Source organism: Pseudoxanthomonas sp. F11 (genome assembly GCF_037046485.1).
GTDB lineage: Bacteria > Pseudomonadota > Gammaproteobacteria > Xanthomonadales > Xanthomonadaceae > Pseudoxanthomonas_A.
The window spans coordinates 118,608-137,563 of sequence record NZ_JBANLZ010000002.1 but is presented as its reverse complement, the minus strand read 5'-3'; the positions used below and the strand labels follow the sequence as shown (position 1 = coordinate 137,563).

At 69.2% G+C, this 18,956-nt stretch carries 14 protein-coding genes; 6 read left to right on the top strand and 8 right to left on the bottom strand.

Features of this window, described 5'->3' with window-relative positions; genetic code table 11:
- Positions 1–24: 24 nt before the first annotated feature.
- A complete protein-coding gene (locus V8246_RS06365; RefSeq protein WP_336188445.1) occupies positions 25–891 on the bottom strand; it encodes an energy transducer TonB in 867 nt (288 codons plus the stop codon).
- Between the two features lie 72 nt (positions 892–963).
- On the opposite strand from V8246_RS06365, the gene V8246_RS06360 reads away from it, so the two are divergent.
- Positions 964–2,760 carry a monovalent cation:proton antiporter-2 (CPA2) family protein gene (locus tag V8246_RS06360; protein WP_336188444.1) on the top strand — a complete coding sequence of 599 codons (1,797 nt, stop codon included), beginning with the start codon at positions 964–966 and terminating at the stop codon, positions 2,758–2,760.
- Here the strand turns inward: V8246_RS06360 and V8246_RS06355 are convergent.
- Both V8246_RS06355 and V8246_RS06350 read right to left on the bottom strand, forming a co-directional pair.
- Complete coding sequence (locus V8246_RS06355) at positions 2,757–6,053, bottom strand: ankyrin repeat domain-containing protein (RefSeq protein WP_336188443.1); 3,297 nt, start codon at positions 6,051–6,053, stop codon at positions 2,757–2,759. The genes V8246_RS06360 and V8246_RS06355 overlap by 4 nt on opposite strands.
- The gene (locus tag V8246_RS06350; protein ID WP_336189049.1) at positions 6,046–6,303 is read right to left on the bottom strand and encodes a YcgL domain-containing protein; all 258 of its coding nucleotides are present in this window, start codon (positions 6,301–6,303) and stop codon (positions 6,046–6,048) included. Before V8246_RS06350 ends, V8246_RS06355 begins: the two co-directional genes overlap by 8 nt.
- A 163-nt stretch (positions 6,304–6,466) precedes the next feature.
- Here V8246_RS06350 and V8246_RS06345 point away from each other — a divergent pair, with 163 nt between their 5' ends.
- From V8246_RS06345 to hemF, 3 genes are read left to right on the top strand one after another with little or no spacing between them, the layout of a single operon-like run.
- Positions 6,467–8,833, top strand: a complete 2,367-nt coding sequence (locus V8246_RS06345) for a S9 family peptidase (RefSeq protein ID WP_336188442.1) — start codon at positions 6,467–6,469, stop codon at positions 8,831–8,833.
- Positions 8,834–8,836: 3 nt separating this feature from the next.
- On the top strand, positions 8,837–9,406 hold the full coding sequence (locus V8246_RS06340; protein WP_336188441.1) for a hypothetical protein: 570 nt from the start codon (positions 8,837–8,839) through the stop codon (positions 9,404–9,406).
- 10 nt (positions 9,407–9,416) lie between these two features.
- Positions 9,417–10,346 (top strand): oxygen-dependent coproporphyrinogen oxidase, encoded by a 930-nt coding sequence (hemF, locus tag V8246_RS06335; RefSeq protein ID WP_336188440.1) that lies wholly within the window; start codon positions 9,417–9,419, stop codon positions 10,344–10,346.
- Positions 10,347–10,480: 134 nt separating this feature from the next.
- Here hemF and V8246_RS06330 read toward each other — a convergent pair whose 3' ends face one another.
- Positions 10,481–10,978: a YetF domain-containing protein gene (locus tag V8246_RS06330; protein WP_253456807.1), complete on the bottom strand. Its 498-nt coding sequence runs from the start codon at positions 10,976–10,978 to the stop codon at positions 10,481–10,483.
- A 367-nt stretch (positions 10,979–11,345) separates the two neighbouring features.
- The gene (polA, locus tag V8246_RS06325) at positions 11,346–14,108 is read right to left on the bottom strand and encodes a DNA polymerase I (protein WP_336188439.1); all 2,763 of its coding nucleotides are present in this window, start codon (positions 14,106–14,108) and stop codon (positions 11,346–11,348) included.
- A 105-nt stretch (positions 14,109–14,213) separates the two neighbouring features.
- On the opposite strand from polA, the gene V8246_RS06320 reads away from it, so the two are divergent.
- Complete coding sequence (locus V8246_RS06320; RefSeq protein ID WP_336189048.1) at positions 14,214–14,510, top strand: DUF2782 domain-containing protein; 297 nt, start codon at positions 14,214–14,216, stop codon at positions 14,508–14,510.
- Positions 14,511–14,520: 10 nt separating this feature from the next.
- Here V8246_RS06320 and V8246_RS06315 read toward each other — a convergent pair whose 3' ends face one another.
- From V8246_RS06315 to V8246_RS06305, 3 genes are all read right to left on the bottom strand, one after another.
- The gene (locus V8246_RS06315; protein WP_336188438.1) at positions 14,521–14,967 is read right to left on the bottom strand and encodes a universal stress protein; all 447 of its coding nucleotides are present in this window, start codon (positions 14,965–14,967) and stop codon (positions 14,521–14,523) included.
- A gap of 81 nt (positions 14,968–15,048) precedes the next feature.
- Positions 15,049–17,241 (bottom strand): DNA helicase II, encoded by a 2,193-nt coding sequence (uvrD, locus tag V8246_RS06310; RefSeq protein ID WP_336188437.1) that lies wholly within the window; start codon positions 17,239–17,241, stop codon positions 15,049–15,051.
- 163 nt (positions 17,242–17,404) lie between these two features.
- Positions 17,405–18,022, bottom strand: a complete 618-nt coding sequence (locus tag V8246_RS06305; protein WP_162110786.1) for a TIGR00645 family protein — start codon at positions 18,020–18,022, stop codon at positions 17,405–17,407.
- Positions 18,023–18,130: 108 nt separating this feature from the next.
- On the opposite strand from V8246_RS06305, the gene V8246_RS06300 reads away from it, so the two are divergent.
- Positions 18,131–18,847 (top strand): glutathione binding-like protein, encoded by a 717-nt coding sequence (locus V8246_RS06300; RefSeq protein WP_336188436.1) that lies wholly within the window; start codon positions 18,131–18,133, stop codon positions 18,845–18,847.
- The last annotated feature ends 109 nt before the right edge of the window (positions 18,848–18,956 follow it).

Genomic DNA, 18,956 nt, shown 5'->3' with positions numbered 1-18,956 from the left:
TTTTCTTTTACCGGACTGCCGCGATCAGGTGTCGCCCAACGGCGTCAGCAACTTCGGCCCCCGGGTGTCGCCCGCCATGTGCACGCCACCGTCTGCGAGCGTATCGGGCGAGAATCCGGGGCGGTCCTCGTCCCGCGACCAGGAGACGCGCTCGCGCGGGCCGGGCACGTAGGCTTCCCACTGGCCGTAGCGGCGCTTGCCGCCGAAGTTGAAATCCACCGGCACGCGCACCACCCAGTACGGCTGACTGGCGGCTTCGCCCCGGCTGGGCGGCTTGAACGTCCATTTCTCCGCCGCACCGACGGCGGCGCGCGCAAACCGGTCGCGGAACTGGCGCATCTGCGCCTCGCTGGCGACCATGCGCAGGTTCACCTGCTCGGCGACCACGTCGCTGACGGAACCATCGGGATCGATCTTCAGCAGCAGGTACACCGTCCCCTGGGCGCCACTCTGCGCGGCCGCCATCGGATAGCCGGGCGGCTTCATGACCACGCTACTGACGCGCTCCTCCGGCGGAGTCGCCTCATAGTCGCCGAAGTCCGCGCCACGCACCGACACCAGCATCTTGCCGTCGCCGGTGGACTTGGCCACCAGGCGCGCACTCATCTTGGTGCGTACTTGCTTGGCATCACCGTCGATGACCACCGGCTCGAAGCGCCACGATGCGGCAACCCCGGAAACGAAGGCGGGGATGCCCTCGGGTAACCGATCCGGCGTGTCCAGCTCCACCGCCGCTACGCTGCCATCGGTGCGGATCGTGAGCATGCCGGTCACCCGCATGCTGGCCTCGACCTGCTTGCGCACGGCGCCCGGGCCCTGCGCCCAGGCGCTCTGCACGAAAGCCGCCATGCCCACGAGCATCCATGCCAACCAAACACTGCGCTGCCTCATACGCCCTCCTCGATCCCTGGAAGCGGGCCGGTCCGGCCCTGTCCGCCGCATACTATCCCTACGAGGTGACGCATGCACGGTAGTGGTCTGGAGTTGGCGCTGGTGTTCCTGCTGGCCGCGGTGATCGCGGTGCCGGTGTTCAAGCGGTTCGGGCTGGGCGCGGTGCTGGCGTATCTGGTGGCCGGCGTAGTGCTGGGCCCGGACGGCCTGGCGCTCGTGCGCGACGCCGACCGCATCCTCAACGCCGCCGAGATCGGCGTGGTGATGATGCTGTTCGTCATCGGTCTGGAACTGTCGCCCTCGCGCCTGCGGGTGATGCGCAAGCCGGTGTTCGGTGCCGGCGGGCTGCAGGTCCTGCTGAGCGCGCTGGTGCTGGGCGGGATCGCGCTGCTGTTCGAGCATCACTGGAAGACCGCGCTGGTGGTCGGGCTGGGCCTGGCGCTGTCGTCCACCGCCGTCAGCCTGCAGCTGCTGTCCGAACGCAAGGAACTGACCAGCGAGCACGGCCGGCTCGGCTTCGCCATCCTGCTGTTCCAGGACCTGGTGGCGATCCCGTTGCTGGCGGCGATCCCGCTGCTGGGCGGCGCCAAGAACGAAACGCTGACCTGGACGATGGTGTTCCATGCCATCGGCGCCATCGCGATCGTGATCTTCGGCGGCCGACTGGTGCTGCGCCACCTGTTCCGCGTGGTCGCGCGCACCCACATGCCGGAAGTGTTCACCGCCACCGCGCTGCTGGTGGTGCTGGGCATCGCCTGGTTCATGCAGCTGGCCGGGCTGAGCGCGGGCCTGGGCGCGTTCCTGGCCGGCGTGCTGCTGTCCGATTCCGAATTCCGCCACGAGCTGGAATCGCAGATCGACCCATTCAAGGGCCTGCTGCTGGGCCTGTTCTTCATCGCCGTCGGCATGGACATCGACCTGGACGCGGTGGTGGCGCAGCCCGAACTGATCACCGCCGGCGTGGCGACCCTGCTGACGGTCAAGTTCGCGCTGTTGTTCGGGATCGGCCGCTGGCCGGGGCGACTGGACCCGCGCGGCGCGCTGATGCTGGCCGGCACCCTGTGGCTGGGCGGCGAGTTCGCCTTCGTGGTCTTCAGCGAAGCGGCCCGGGTGAAGCTGATGGACGCCCAACTGCGCAACCAGCTGACCGCCATCGTCGGCGTCTCGATGGCCCTGACGCCGTTGCTGCTGCTGGGCCTGCATCGCCTGCTGGCGGAGGTGAAGCGCCCCGCGCCGCAGAACCGTAGCTTCGACGAGATCCCCGACGCGCAGCCGCAGGTGCTGATCGCCGGCATGGGCCGGTTCGGCCAGATCGTCGCGCGCCTGCTGACCGCGCAGCGCATTCCCTTCGTCGCGCTGGAGCACAGCACGGAAACCGTGGACACACTGCGGCGCTTCGGCAACATCCGCCTGTACTACGGCGACCCGACCCGGCCGGACCTGCTGCGTTCGGCGGGCGCGCAGCACGTGAAGGTGTTCGTGATCGCCATGGACGACCCCGACACCAACATCAAGGCCACGCGGCTGATCCGGCGGATGTTCCCCGAGGCGCGCGTGCTGGCGCGCGCGCGCAATCGCCAGCATGCATGGCGGCTGATGGATCTCAGCGCGGAGGCCTATCGGGAGACACTGGGCTCCAGCCTGGAGATGGCGCAACAGGTGCTGGTGGAGCTGGGCGTGCCGCCGGAAACCGCCGCCGAGCATACGCGCCGTTTCCGCGCGCACGACGAGAAGCTGCTGCGCGCGCAGTACCTGGTCTACGACGACGATGGCGCGGTAATCCAGACCGCGCGCGATGCGATCGGCGACCTGGAGAGACTGTTCGAGGCGGATGCGACCGGCGACGGTACGCCGCCCGGCGCGCGCTAGCCTCGGTCGCGCAGGAAGCGCGCCATCGAGGCGCCCGCACCGGGCGCGACGGGTACGAACTCGGCCGCCACGTCGATGAAGCCGCGCATCACCGCGATCTCGCGCGGGGTGCGGTTCAGGGTGTCGCGCAACTCCGGATCGGCGCCGGCGCGCAGCAGCCGGCTGACCACCCGCAACAGGCCGTGCAGCGAGGCCAGATGCAACGGGCCGAAGCCCCGCGGATCCTGCACGTCCAGCGACACGCCTTCGTCGAGCAGGCGTTCCAGGCCGGCCAGCACGACCTCTTCGTCGCAGGCCGTGCCAGGCTCGGCACGTGCGCCGAGCAGCAGCAGCAGCGGCGTCACCGCGCCGGCGGCCACCTGCTCGGATTCCGCGCCCGACAGCAGCAACGTGTCGAGCAGGGCGACCAGACGCGGCTTCTCGCGCGCGGTGAAACCGTACAGCGCTGCGCAGTGCAGCGGCGTCAGCCCCTGCGCATCGCCGGCATGCACGTTGGCGCCGGCCGTGATCAGGCGCGCGACGATCTCCGGCAGGCCCAGCGCGGCCGCGAGCATCAGCACGGTGACGCCACCGGGCAGGCGGTGTTCGATGTCGGCGCCGGCAGCGAGCAACGCGCCGACGATATCGGCCTGGCGCATGCTGACCGCCGCCGACAGCGGCGTGGCGCCGGTGGTGGCGGCGCGCTGCGGATCGGCGCCACGGGCCAGCAGCAGATCCACGGTGGACCCGAAACCGCCACCGGACGCGCGCAGCAGGGCCGTGCATCCTTGCGCATCCGGCGAATCGACATCGAAGCCCAGGTCCAGCAATCGTCGCACCGCGTCGCGGTCGCCGGCCATCGCCGCCGCCGGCAGGTCGGACGCACGCAGGGCGCGCCGCGGTAACGGCCAGGTGCGCCAGTCCAGCCAATCGGCCAGGTCGCGACGTCCGCAGGCCAGTGCGACGCCCAGCGGCGTCTGCCCGTCCGCGGCGCGCGCATCAGGCGATGCGCCCTTCGCGATCAGCTGCTTCAGCGCGGTCTCGCGGCCGAGCACGGCCGCCAGGTGCAACGCGGTCATGCCATGGCTGTCGCGCGCTTCGCGGTCCACGCCGATGTCGAGCAGGCGGTCGAGCAGGCGCTGCCAGCCCAGCCGCACCGCCAGCGACAGCGCCGGATCGCCCTGCGGGGAAGGCGCGAACGGGTCGGCGCCGCGCTCCAGCAGATCGAGGGCGAAGGATTCCAGGGTCCGCGCGGCCTGGTCGTCCGCCGCGCACGCCGCCAGGAAGCGGGCCAGCCCACCAGCCCCGGCCGGCGAGGCGCCGCGCGCCAGCACCGGGACCAGCGCCGGCACGCCCGCCGAGCCATGGGACATCAGCGAGAACACCAGGGTGTCGCCGCGCGCGTCGCGACTGTCCGGATCGGCCCCGTGGCGCAGCAGCCATGCCAGGCGCGCCGGACGCTGCATCTCCGGGTCGTGCAACAGCGCGCCCAATTCGTCCCGCGCACTCAGGCGCGCCAGTGCGTCGAGGCCCTCCACCTGCCCGCTCGCCAGACCGTCACGCAGCAGCGCCACCGGCGCGCGATCGGGGGGGGCTTCGTCGTCGCCGGCCGCGACGGCGGTAGGCAGCGCATAGCCGGGGTCCAGCACGGAAACCAGCGCCCACCGCCCGGCTTCCGCCGCCAGGTCGACGGCGCGCCGGTCCTGCGCGTCGGTCGAGGCGGGATCCACGCCCCATTCGAGCAGCCGGCGCACCAGGGCCGGGGACCCCTGCTCGGCGGTGCACGCCAGCATCAAGGCATTGCGGCGATCGGCATCCACGGCGTGGCGATCGGCGCCGGCTTCGGCCAACTTGTCCAGCACATTCAGATGCGCGCCCCGCGCGGCCTCCAGCCACGGCGTGCGCTGCAGAGCGTCTCGGGCATGCACGTCGGCACCGGCAGCCAGCAGCGTGGCCGTGATCTCGGCATGGCCGGCATGAGCCGCCTCGTGCAGGGCGCTGCGACGCCGCGCGTCGCGCGCGTCCACCTTCGCCTTGTGCTTGAGCAGCAGTTGCACGCCGGCAGGATCGTCCTCTTCGGTCGACGCGGCGGCCAGCAGGACCGGCTGTCCGTCCTGCGGGTCGGGACGCGCGCCGCGTTCCAGCAGGAATTTCGCCAGCCGCCAGTTGCCCGCCACGCAGGCCACCCCCAGCGGCGTCAGGCCGTCGTGGTTCAGCGCATCGAGTTCGGCGGCGGCATCGCGCAGCAACGCCACCACGCCGGGGTCGGAACTGCGGGCGGCATGGTGCAGCGGCGTGTTGCCGTCCGCATCGGCGATGCGGGGATCGGCACCGTTGGCCAGCAGGGTGGTGACCGCGTCGGGCCGGCCGTGCCAGCTGTCGCGGGTGGCCGCCAGCAGCGGGGTGACCCCAGCATGCGCGTGGTTGAGGTCCACGCCATGCGCGATCAGCGTGCGCAGCAGGCGCAGGTCGGGCAGCACCGCCGCCAGCGCGCCCAGGCTGCGCTGGTCGCGCGCGCCTTCAGGTGGCAGCGCATGCGGATCCGCCCCGGCTTCGATCAACTCCAGCGCGCGCTCGACGCGCCCGCCGCGTGCGGCTTCGAACAGCGCCTGGTCCAGATCCAGTGCCTTGGCGGCTGTCTCGATCGCCGGTTCGGGCGTGGCGGCGTCGCTCCCGCTGTCCGGCATCTCCACGACCGGCAGCACCCCCGCACCCTCCAGCCGCTGCACGCCCCAGTGCAGCACCGGCAGCAGCAGCGCGTAGACCACCGCCGAACCGGTGCGCAGGCCGTCCGGCACCAGGCCGGGCCAGGCCAGCCAAAGTCCGCCGCCGACGGCCAGCACCAGCAGCGTGGCCACCGCCAGGCCGCGCCAAGCGTGGAAGTCGCGTTCCACCAGGCCACGCCAGTGCGCAGACAGGGCACCGCCATCGCGTTCCAGGCCGTGCCACAGGGGCCACGTGCGCCACAATCCCACGATCACCGCGCCGACCACCGCGCTGACACCCAGCGCGGCAGGCAGGCTGCCGGTGTCGCGCAACGAAGCCAGCGGCCATGCCAGCAGCACCGCCGTGCCGGCAAACGCGGCCGCCCAGGCCAACAACAAGGCAGGCACGTCCTCGCGCCAAGCACGGGCCGGCGCCAGCAGCCGCGTGCCACGCAGCCAGGACACCCCCAACGCGATCGCCGGCTGCGCCAGACAGGCGCCGACCGCGGCCAGCAGCCCTCCGGCCCCACCGCCGGCGCCGGCCAGCAGCAGGCCCGCCAGCAGGGCGATCACGGCAATGGGGCGGGGTTGCAGCCGGAACTCAGGCATCGGGACGGACAGCAGGGTCGGACGGCGGCGGGAACTGGATGTGGAAGCCCTGCGCCGCCAGGTTGGTGCGCACGACGGCGGCGTCCTCGCGGGCCAGCTTGCGGTCCGCGGTCAGGGCCACGTCCAGCACGAACGTCAGCGCGCCCAGTTGCGTGCGCAGCGGCTCAGGCACGCGACCGAAATCGTCGCGCGCCGCCAGATAGACGAACGTGTCGGCCTTGCGCTGGCTCTTGTAGACGTAGGCGTGCATCCGCGCGTACTGCGCCCTGCGAGTGGACAAGCAGGGATTGTGCGGGAAATGCCCCATGCGCGAAACCCGCGCCGCGCGCGCGCGGGGCGTGACGATCGGCGGCCGGAGCCGGGTGGAGGGGCTGGTAATCTTCGCCTCTTCACCTTGCACTAACGGATGCCCGATGCGCCCCGCCCTGCTCGCCTTGCTGCTGCCGTTCACCCTCGCCCCTTCGGTGAACGCCCAGACGTCCGCGCCGTTCACGCTGGAACAGGCGATGGCCGAACCGGACTGGATCGGTCCGCCGGTGGAACGTGCCTGGTGGACCTGGGACGGCAAACAGGTGCAGTACGAACTCAAACGCGACGGCAGCAGCGTGCGCGACACCTTCGAACAGACGCTCGACGGCGGGGCCGCGCAGCGCGTCGCCGACGACCAGCGCGCGCGCCTGGACGCGGCCGACCCGGTCTACGACGCCGCCCGCCAGCGCATGCTGCTGGTGCGCAATGGCGACCTGTTCGTGCGCGACCTGCGCAGCGGGACGCTGACCCAGGTGACCCGCACCAATGAGGTGGAACAGCAGGCGCGCTTCAGTGCCGACGGCGCGGTGCTCTGGCGGGCGGGCAACAGCTGGTACCGCTGGACCGCCGGCACTGGCACTGCCGTCGTCGCCGAACTCAAGGCCGAACGCGATCCGCTGGCCCCGCCCAAGGCCGATGCGCTGCGCGAGCAGCAGCTGCGCACGATCCGCACGCTGGCCGACGACCGCGCCCAGCGCGAGGCCGCGCAGAAGCAGGCTGAGGCATGGCGCAAGGCCGATCCCACGCGCGCGCCGGCCCCGATCTACCTGGGCGCCGAGGTGGAGATCGAATCCAGCTCGCTGTCGCCGAATGGCCGATGGCTGCTGGTGGTCACGCGGAAGAAGGGCGCCGATGCCGGACAAGGCGGCAAGATGCCCAAGTACGTCACCGAATCGGGCTACGAGGAATTCCAGGACGTGCGGACGCGCGTGGGACGCAACGCGCCCCTGCCGCATGCGCTGTGGCGCGTGGACTTGGCCGACGGCAGCGTCAAGCCGTTGGCTTTCGACCCGCTGCCCGGCATCGACCGCGACCCGCTCGCCGCGCTGCGCAAGAAGGCCGGCCAGGAGCCACTGAAGGGCCACCGCGACGTGCGCGTGGAGAACGACAGCGACGGCAGCGCGATGGCATGGACGAACGACGGCACGCAGGTCGCGGTGCAGATCCATGCGGTGGACAACAAGGACCGCTGGATCGCCACGGTCGATCTGCCCGGCGCGCGCCTGCAGCCACGCCACCGCCTGACCGACGAGGCCTGGATCAACTGGGGCTTCAACCAGTTCGGCTGGCTGCCGGACAACCGCACGCTATGGCTGTTGTCGGAAGAGTCCGGCTACTCGCACCTCTACACGGCGACGGGTTCGGACAGAGTCCGCGCACGCACGTCGGGCAAATGGGAAGTCTCCGAGCCGCAGGTGGCGCCGGACGGCAACGGTTTCCTGTTCCTCTGCAACCGCGCCTGGCCGGGCGACTATGAAGTCTGCTCGCTCGACCTCGCCAGCAACCACGTGCGCGAAGTCACCGCACTCGACGGCGTGGAAAGCTTCAGCGCCTCGCCGGACGGCCGCCAGCTGCTGGTCCGCCATTCGCGCAGCTACACGCCCGCGCAGCTGTCTGTGGTCGGCCTGGAGGGCCGCCCGGCGCGGCAGCTCACCGATACCCGCTCCGCCGCCTTCAAGGCGCGCCGCTGGCACGAGCCGCAGTACGTGCAGGTACCATCGAAGCATGGCGCCGGCGTGGTCTGGGGCAAGTACTACGGCCCGGAGACGATGGAACCGGGCAAGCGCTACCCCATCGTGATGTTCGTGCACGGCGCGGGTTATCTGCAGAACGTCACCGCACGCTATCCCAACTACTTCCGCGAGCAGATGTTCCACCACCTGCTGGTGGAGCGCGGCTATATCGTGCTCGATCTGGACTACCGCGCCAGCGAAGGCTACGGACGCGACTGGCGCACGGCGATCTACCGCAACATGGGCAACCCCGAGCTCGAGGACTATCTCGACGGCCTGGACTGGCTGGTGGAGCAGAAGCAGGGCGACCGCGACCGCGCCGGCATCTACGGCGGCAGCTACGGCGGCTTCATGACCTTCATGGCGCTGTTCCGCTCGCCGGGCACCTTCAAGGCCGGCGCCGCGCTGCGGCCGGTGGTGGACTGGACGCAGTACAACCACGAGTACACCAGCAACATCCTCAACACGCCCGAACTGGACCCCGAGGCGTACCGCGCCTCGTCACCGATCGAGTACGCCGACGGCCTGCAGGACCACCTGCTGATCGCCCACGGCATGATCGACGACAACGTGTTCTTCAAGGACTCGGTGGTGCTGACGCAGAAGCTGATCGAACTGCGCAAGGACAACTGGGAACTGGCGGCGTATCCGCTGGAGCGCCACGGCTTCACGCGGTCGGACTCGTGGCTGGACGAATACAAGCGCGTGCTGAAGCTGTTCGAGCAGACCCTGAAGTAGCGCATGGCCGCATCGCCTTCCATCACGAACGGCACCGCCTTCGTCACCGTCACCGCGAAGGTGTCGATCGTGATGGGCATCGTGGCGACGCTGTACGCCGCCGTGCAGGTGCTGGTCGCACTGCTGGTGCTGCGCGGCGGCGAGGTCGACAGCGTCCTCGCCTTTCTGGCGACCCAGCCGAGTCCTGCAGCGGCGCGGTGGGTGCTGTCGCACCTGGTGGCCATCACGGTCGGGTTGCTGCTCGTGAGCGGCGCCTTCCTGGTGGTGTCGGTGGGCCTGCTGCGCCGCCGCGCGTGGGGCTGGTGGGGTTTCGTGGCCTTCCTGGTGCTGGGCGCGGCCGCCAACTTCGGCGTCATCGCCGTGATCGACGCGCTCTTTGCCTGGATCGACCACCTGCCGAAGGCGCCCGATGTCGCGTCACTGGCGGCCGAACTGGGCGCGCTGCGCCGCCTGTCGCTGGCACTGGCCTGGGCGACGGCGGTGGCGTTCGGCGCCCTGCATGCACTGATCGTCTGGCAGCTGTGCCGTCCTCACGTGCGCGCCGAGTTCGGGTGGGCACAGCGTGCCCGGTAGAATGCGCGGCATGAACGACATCACGCCCGTCCGCGATTATCTGACCGACCTGCAGGACCGCATCTGCGCCGCCATCGAGGCCGCCGATGGAAGTGCGCGCTTCCATGAGGACGGCTGGAGCCGCGCACCCGGCGATCCCTCGCCGATCCGCGGCGGGGGACGCACGCGCGTGCTGCGCGATGGCGCGGTGTTCGAACAGGCGGGCATCGGGTTCTCCGATGTCTCCGGGGATCGGCTGCCGCCCTCCGCCTCCGCACATCGTCCCGAACTTGCGGGCGCCTCCTGGCGCGCGGTCGGCGTGTCGCTGGTGTTCCATCCACGCAACCCCTACCTGCCCACCACCCACGCGAACGTGCGCCACTTCCGCGCCGAGCGCGATGGCGAGACAGTGGCGTGGTGGTTCGGCGGCGGCTTCGACCTGACCCCGTTCTATCCGGTCGACGAGGACGTGCATCACTGGCACCGGACCGCGCGCGACCTGTGCGAGCCGTATGGCGGGCAGGTCCGCTACGACGCGCACAAGCGCTGGTGCGACGAGTACTTTTTCCTCAAGCACCGCAACGAGACCCGCGGCGTGGGCGGGCTGTTCTTCGACGATCTGAGCGAGGACTTCGACCGCGACTTCGGCTATCTGCGAGCCGTCGGCGACGGCTTCCTCGATGCGTACCTGCCCATCGTCGCGTGCCGCAAGGACGCGCCTTACGGCGAACGCGAGCGCCAGTTCCAGTTGTACCGGCGCGGCCGCTACGTGGAGTTCAACCTGGTCTACGACCGCGGCACGCTGTTCGGCCTGCAGAGCGGCGGTCGCGCCGAATCCATCCTGATGAGCCTGCCGCCGCTGGTGCGCTGGGAATACGGCTATGCGCCGGAAGACGGCAGCGACGAGCAGCGGCTGGCGGACTACCTGCGCCCACGCGACTGGCTGGCCGAACTCGGCTGACGTGCTTGCTGTAGGAGCGACGTCAGTCGCGACCGCAGAAACGAAAGAAGCTATTCGCTGGATACGCGCATATCGCGGCCACAAGCGGAGTTTGCCTCTCGGCTGGCAACGTGCGGTCGCGGCTGACGTCGCTCCTACAGAGGCGGCTTCTGTCTGGTCACCAGGGTGATGTGCCCGTTGTTCTCCAGTACCGCCAAGCGGATATCGGCCATGTCCAGGCAGCCGGCTTCGCGCATCGCCTTCTCGAAGTCCTCGCGACTGATCAGCTCCCGCCGCAGTACCTCGCGATAGACCTGCCCGTCCCGCGCCAACAGCACCGGCACGCCTTCGATCCAGCGCTCCACCTTCGGCGACCGCGCCGACACCAGGCCCACGCTCCAGTTCAGCGCGATCAGGGTGGCAGCCAGCAGCAGGCCGCCGCCCACCGACGTGTCATCGCCGAGCAGCGCGTTCTGCACCGCGTTTCCCAGCAGCACGACCAGCAGCATGTCGAACGGCGTGAACTGCCCCATCGTGCGCTTGCCGGTCATGCGGATCATCGCCAGCAGAATGAAATACACCGCGCAGGCGCGCAGCACGAACGCCCACCACGGCATGGCCAGCTGGAACATCGGTTCGAGGATCGCGCTCATGCGGCACCGCGTGGTCGAGGACTCCGCGCACGGTAACGCACGGCATCAGGCCAAACGACAGGCAATAAAAAGCCCCGCGGACCAGGGGGAGATCGGCGGGGCCAGAGGAGCGGGACCTGGGGAGGGGTCGTCGCTCCGGGGGAGATCGCTCCAGGGGATGGGAGAGATCAGCGACAGACGTTGCATCTGTCGCGAGCTATATGACCACTCCGCACATGGATGGTTCGTGAAGATTCCGGTTAAAAAACCGTAAGATTCAGGAGGAATTCAGTTTATTGAACTGCCCGGTATACAAATATACCTGTCAGGGTTTTCCTGAACTTTTCGCAAGTGCATGTTCTGCAAGGAAAACGTTTTCAGGCCCGGCTCAATGGGCCTCTTCCCAGTTGTCCCCGACCCCGCTGTCCACCACCAGCGGAACGCTCAGTTGCGCGGCCGCCGCCATCCGCGCCGTCACCTCTTCCAGCAACGTCGACACGAAACCGGCTTCGGCTTCGAACACCAGTTCGTCGTGCACCTGCAGGATCATCAGCACCCGGTCGCGGTGATCCGCAAGCCACGCGTCCACGCCGATCATCGCGCGCTTGATGATGTCCGCCGCGGTGCCCTGCATGGGCGCGTTGATCGCCGCGCGCTCGGCGCCGGCGCGCTGGCCCTGGGTCCCCTTGTTGATGTACTCCAGGTACAGGCGGCGGCCGAACACGGTTTCGACATAGCCGTGCTCGCGCGCCTGCTGGCGCGTGCGTTCCATGTAATCGCGCACGCCGGGGTAACGGCTGAAGTACAGCGCGATGTAGTCCTGGGCCTCGCCACGCCCGATCCCCAGCTGGCGCGCCAGCCCGAACGCGCTCATGCCGTACATCAAGCCGAAGTTGATCGCCTTGGCGGCGCGGCGTTCGTTGGCGGTGACCTCTTCCAGCTTGCGGCCGAACACTTCCGCCGCCGTCGCCTTGTGGATGTCGGCGCCGGATTCGAATGCGCGCACCAGGCCCGGGTCCTGCGACAGGTGGGCCATGATGCGCAGCTCGATCTGCGAGTAGTCGCAGGCCACCAGCTTGCGGCCGGGCGGCGCCACGAAAGCCTTGCGGATGCGGCGCCCGTCGTCGGTGCGGATGGGGATGTTCTGCAGGTTGGGATCGGTCGAGGACAGCCGCCCCGTCGCCGCGCCGGCCTGGTGGTAGCTGGTGTGCACGCGACCGGTGTCGAGATTGACCATCTCCGGCAGCTTGTCGGTGTAGGTGCTGCGCAGCTTGGCCAGGCCGCGGTATTCCAGGATCACCCGCGGCAGCTCGTGCTGGTCGGCGATGGCTTCAAGCGCCTCCTCGTTGGTGCTGGGCTGGCCGGTCGGCGTCTTCACCAGCACCGGCAGCTTCAGTTCGTCGAACAGCAACGCCTGCAGCTGCTTGGGCGAATCCAGGTTGAAGGTGCGGCCCGCCAGCTCGGTGGCCTTCTGCTGCGCCGCGAGCATGCGCTTGGACAGGTCGGCGCTCTGCCGGCGCAGCTCGTCGCCGTCGATCATCACGCCGTTGGCCTCGATGCGCGCCAGCACCGGCACCAGCGGCATTTCGATGTCGCGGTATACGCGCTCCAGGCCAGGCTCCGCCGCCAGCCTCGGCGCGATCGCGCGATGCAGGCGAAGGGTGATGTCGGCGTCTTCGGCGGCATAGCGGGTGGCGTCGTCGACGGCCACCTGCGAGAACGGGATCTGCTTCGCGCCCTTGCCGGCCACATCTTCGTACTTGATGGTGTCGTAGCCGAGGAAGCGCCTGGCCAGGCTGTCCATGTCGTGGCGGTTGCTGCCGGCGTTCAGCACGAAGCTCTCCAGCATCGTGTCGTCGGCGTAGCCCTGCACGTCCACGCCATGGCGGCGCAGCACGTGCAGGTCGTACTTGCCGTGCTGGCCCAGCTTGCGCTTGCCGGGGTCGGACAGCACCGGCGACAGCGCAGCGAGAACGGCGGCGCGATCCAGCTGCGGCGGCGCACCGGGGTAGTCGTGCCCGACCGGCACGTATACGGCATGGCCGACCTGGGTGGCGAAGCTCAGGCCCACCAGATTGGCCTGCATCGGATCCAGGCTGTCGGTCTCGGTGTCGAAGGCGAACTCGTCCGCGGCGCGCAACTGCGCCACCAGCGCCTCCAACTGCTCCGGCGTGGTCACGGCGGTGTACGCGCCGGCTGCGCCCAGCGCCGGGTCGACGGCTTCGTCCGGCGCCGTCGTGGCGACGCGTCCGGTACCGCGCGCGCGACCCGGCTCCTTCTCGGCCACGGCGGATGCGTCGGGCGACCCGCCTTCCAGTTCCTTCAGCGCCTGGTTGAAGCCGTAGCGTGCGTACAGCTCGCGCAGCTCGTCGACATGGCGTTCGCGCAACGGCAGCGTGTCCGGGCCGCCGTCCAGCGCCACGTCCGTCTTGATGGTGACCAGCTCACGATTCAACGGCAGGCGCGGCAACGCGGCGCGCAGGTTGTCGCCGATCTTGCCCTTGATCTCATCGGCCCTGTCGATGATCGCGGCCAGCGTGCCGTATTCGCCCAGCCACTTGGCGGCCGTTTTGGGACCGCATTTCTCCACGCCGGGCACGTTGTCCACCGCGTCGCCCATCAGGGCGAGGAAATCGACGATCTGCTCGGGGCGCACGCCGAATTTCTCGACCACGGCATCGGCGGAATCCAGGCGGCTGCCGCTCATCGTGTTGACCAGCGACACGCCCGGCCGCACCAGCTGGGCGAAGTCCTTGTCGCTGGTGGAGATGGTGACCTCCATGCCCTGCGCCGCGCCCTGCAGCGCCAGCGTGCCGATCACGTCGTCGGCCTCCACGCCCTCCACGCGCAGCAGCGGGAATCCCAGCGCCTGTACGATGCGGATCATCGGCTCGACCTGCGCACGCAGATCGTCGGGCATGGGCGGCCGGTTCGCCTTGTAATCGGGATAGAGCTCGTCGCGGAAGGTCGGTCCGCTGGCGTCCAGCACGAAGGCCACGTAGTCCGGCTTTTCCTTCAGCGTGGCGCGCAGCATGTTGACCACGCCGAACAGCGCGCCGGTCGGCTCGCCCTGCGCGTTGGTGAGCGGGGGCAGCGCATGGAACGCGCGGAACAGGTAGCTGGAGCCGTCGATCAGTACGAGTCGTGTCATGCCGGCATTCTACGCCGCACCCCTGGGCACGGCGTCACGCGCCCCGTGCCGGCATTCGGCGCATAATCGGGCTGTCACTCCCTACCGGACGCCACCATGAACCGCATGACGACCTTCGCCCTGCCGTTGTCCTGCCTGCTGGCCGTGGCCGGTTGCGCTTCGACCGCGGGCAACACGCCTGCCGACATCGACCTGGCCAACGCACAGGTTGCGGTCCGCACGGAAAAGAACGGCGACACCATCGAGGAGTATCGGGTAGCCGGCAACCTGCGCATGGTCAAGGTGACGCCGGCGCGCGGCGCGGCGTACTACCTGTACGACTCCGACGGCGACGGGCGCCTGGACAAGAGCAAGGACAACGTCGACGTATCGCCGGTGTACTGGAAGCTCTACGGCTGGTGAGGTCCCGCGCTCATCGGATCACCAGCACCGGCACGCCGCAGCGGGCCAGCACCTCGCTGGTCTGGCTGCCCAGCAGCAGGCGGCCCAGGGCGCGCCGCCCGTGCGAGGCCATCACGATGAGGTCGCAGCCTTCGCGCTCGGCCGTGTCCACGATCGTCTCGGCCGCATAACGGTCGGCCACATGCAGCCGCTGTGGCGTCACGCCCGCCCGCGCCCCCTCCGCTGCCGCCGCATCCAGCACCTTGCGTGCGGCTTCGTTGCGGGCGTTCTGGAAATCCGGCAGCGAGGTCGCCACCGCGCTCCAGCCCAGCGCATCGTCGAAACCGGTGTTGATGGGCTCGCTGACGGTCAGCACCGTGGCCTTGGCCTGCAGCCGGGCCGCCAGGGCCAGGCCGTGCTGCACGCCCTTGCTGGCCCGTTCCGAGCCGTCCGTCGCGATCAGGATATGCCGGTACATGCCGCACCTCGTGGTGATGGGGTGCGGCCATTACACGCCCGCCGTGCTTAGGGCGCCGTGATCTGGATCAACGGGCAGCGCCTAGACGGCCTGCAGGTTGGCGTAGGCCAGCACCAGCCACTTGCTGCCCTCGTTGGCGAAATTGACCTGCACGCGCGCGTGCGCGCCGCTGCCCTCGTAGTCGGTCACCACGCCCGGCCCGAACTTGGCATGGGTGACGGTCTGGCCCAGCTTGAGTCCCGGTGTTTCCAGGCTGGCATGGCTAGGCGTGGGACGGGTGGCGAAGCCGGAGGCCGGCCGGCTGACCTGCACGCGCGGACGCACTTCGTTGAGCAGGTTCGCCGGAATCTCGCGCAGGAAGCGCGACGGGATGCCGTACATGTCCTGCCCGTGCAGGCGGCGCGCCTCGGCATAGGTCAGGACCAGCTTCTGCCGGGCGCGGGTGATGCCCACGTAGGCCAGGCGCCGTTCCTCTTCCAGCCGGCCGCTCTCGTCCAGCGAACGGTTGCTGGGGAACAGTCCCTCTTCCAGGCCGGCCAGAAACACCAGCGGAAACTCCAGGCCCTTGGCCGAGTGCAGCGTCATCAGCTGCACGCCGTCCTCGCCGGCCTCGACCTGGCCTTCGCCGGCCTCCAGCGCGGCGTAGGAGAGGAAGGCGACCAGTTCGCTCATGCCTTCCGTCGCGTCGTCATCGTCGATGCGGCGAACGAAGCGCGAGGCGACCGACACCAGCTCGTCCAGGTTTTCGGTGCGCGATTCGGAATCCAGTCCACCGCGGCTTTCCTTCGCCCAGTGCTCGCGCAGGCCCGATCGGACCAGTACGTGATCCACGCGCTCGGCCAGGTCCAGTTCGGCGGTTTCGCCCGCCAGCTGCTCGACCAGCGCCATGAACGCGGCCAGTGCGTTGCGTGCGCGCCCGGCCAGTTCCGTGCCCTGCGTGGCCAGCATGGCCGCCCCCCACAGCGACACGCGCGCGTTCCGTGCGAGACGGCGCACTTCGTCCAGCGTGCGCTCGCCGATGCCGCGTGCCGGCGTGTTGACCGCGCGCTCGAAGGCGGCATCGTCCCCGCGGTTGGCCACCAGGCGCAGGTAGGCCAGCGCGTCCTTGATTTCGGCGCGCTCGAAGAAGCGCATGCCGCCGTACACGCGGTACGGCAACTGTTCGGACAGCAGCGCTTCTTCGAAGGCGCGCGACTGCGCGTTGCTGCGGTAGAGGATGGCGGCGTCGCCCAGGCTGCCGCCGTCGCGCACCCATTGGCGGATGCGCTCGACGACGAAGCGCGCTTCGTCCATCTCGTTGTAGGCGGCATACAGGTCGATCGGCTCGCCATCGCCGGTATCGGTCCACAGCTGCTTGCCGATGCGGCCGGGGTTGTGCGCGATCACCGCGTTGGCCGCGCCCAGGATGTTGGCGCTGGAACGGTAGTTCTGCTCCAGCCGGATGGTCCGCGCGGAGGGATGGTCGCGCAGGAACTGCTGCATGTTCTCGACTTTCGCGCCGCGCCAGCCATAGATGCTCTGGTCGTCGTCGCCCACCACGAACACGTGTCCGCTGTCGCCGGCCAGCACGCGCACGAAGGCATACTGGATGGCGTTGGTGTCCTGGAACTCGTCCACCAGGATTTCACGGAAGCGCATGCGGTAGTGCGCCAGCAGGGCCGGCGTGTCGCGCAGCAGCTCGTGCGCGCGCAGCAGCAGTTCGGCGAAATCCACCAGTCCTGCGCGGTCGCAGCGTTCCTGGTAGCCGGCATAGACCTGCCGGCGCACGTCCAGCCAGTCGTCGTTCGGCGCCGGCTGGATGTGCTCGGGCCGGCGGCCTTCGTCCTTCTGCTCGTTGATCCACCAGGTGAGCTGCTTGGGCGGATACTTGCCCTCGTCCAGCTCCATCGCCTGCACCACGCGCTTCACCAGCCGCTGCTGGTCGTCGCTGTCCAGCACCTGGAAGGTTTCGGGCAGCTTCGCTTCCTGCCAGTGCAGGCGCAGCAGGCGGTGCGCCAGGCCGTGGAAGGTGCCGATCCACATGCCGCGGCTGCCATTGCGCAGCTGCACGTCGGCGCGCGCGCGCATCTCGCCGGCCGCCTTGTTGGTGAAGGTCACCGCCAGGATGCCGTGGGCGGGCACGCCGTGCACCTCGTTCAGCCAGGCAATGCGGTGGGTCAGCACGCGGGTCTTGCCGGAACCGGCGCCGGCCAACACCAGGTAATGCCCGGGCGCGGCCGAGACGGCGTCGCGCTGGGCGGGATTCAGGTCATCGAGCAGGTGGGAGACATCCATCCGCGCATTTTACGGCCTGCGGCGGACCAAACCCTGAGACGCGGGCGATTCGACCCGGCTGGATGAGTCTCACGCAGATCCGCTTGCGGCGGATATCGGCCCATCCTGCGCCAGGATGGCGGCGATTCCCGCCTCTGCGAACGTCGCCATCAAAGGTCCCGGGTCAGTGCGCGGCGTGCTTTGCCGGCGCCGCACCATTCATCAACTTGTCGGTCCAGGCGATGCCGATCGCCGACAGGATGAAGACGCAGTGGATGATCGTCTGCCATAGCACGCCATCCGGCGTGAGCTGCGTGCACTGGGCACTGGTGATCGCCATCTCGGCCTTCATCTGCGCCAGCTGCGCGGACGAGCAGAACGGCAGGCCATTCAGCGCCCCCGCCGCGATGAAGGTCTTCAAGAGATGGATCGACGAGATGCCGATGATCGCCATCGCCAGCTTCACCTTCAGCACGCTCGCATTGACGTGGCTCAACCATTCCGGCTGATCCGGATGACCTTCCAGGCGCAGGCGCGACACGAAGGTCTCGTATCCCCCCACGATCACCATCACCAGCAGGTTGGAGATCATCACCACGTCGATCAGGCCCAGCACGATCAGCATGATCTCCTGCTCGCCCAGGCCCGGGGCGCGGTGGATCAGGTGCCACAGCTCCTTGCCGAACAGGAACACGTAGACGCACTGCGCGACGATCAGGCCCAGATACAGCGGCAACTGCAGCCAGCGCGAGGCGAAGATCAGGTTGGGCAGGAAGCCGAGACGGGAATTGGAAGGCTGCATGGGCCGGAACGGTCTTTTCCAAGGATGGCGCAGGGTAGCGGTCGGATTTGACGCTGCCAAGTCCGCGGCCGCGGCTAGACTGCCGGCTCTCCCCCGCGATGAACCGCCATGATCGACCTGTACTACTGGCCCACGCCCAACGGCCACAAGATCACCCTGATGCTGGAAGAACTGGCGGAGGCGGGGGCCAAGCTGGATTACCGCATCATTCCGGTGGATATCGGCAAGGGCGACCAGTTCAAGCCGGAGTACCTGGCGTTCTCCCCCAACAACAAGATGCCGGCGATCATCGACCACGCGCCCGCCGATGGCGGCGAACCGATCAGCGTGTTCGAATCCGGCGCCATCCTGCTGTACCTGGCCAACAGGACCGGTCGCTTCTTCGGTGCCGATACGCGCCAGAAAGTGGCCGTGAACCAGTGGCTGATGTGGCAGATGGGCGGCCTGGGGCCCATGACGGGACAGTACGGCCACTTCACCGTCTACGCGCCGGAGAAGATCCCCTACGCCATCGACCGCTACACGCGCGAAGTGCAGCGCCTGCTCGGCGTGCTGGACAGGCAGCTGGCGAAACACGCCCATGTGGCAGGCGGCGACTACAGCATCGCCGACATGGCCACGCATCCCTGGGTCAATGCCTACGACAAGGCGCCGCTGGACCTGTCGCCCTATCCGCATCTGCAACGCTGGCACGCGGAGATCGCCGCGCGTCCCGCAGTGCAACGCGCCTACGCGCTGGCATCGCACGTCAATCCGAATGCCGGCCAGCCACTGACCGAAGAGGAACGCCAGCACCTGTTCGGCCAAAGCGCCAACACGCGGTAGGAGCGCCCTCGGGCGCGATGCTTTTCGGTCGGACCGCGCACGCGCATCGCAGGCATGGCCCGCTCCTGCAGGAGCAGGGTCTCACTGCAACCGGAGGTCTCTCGGGCCG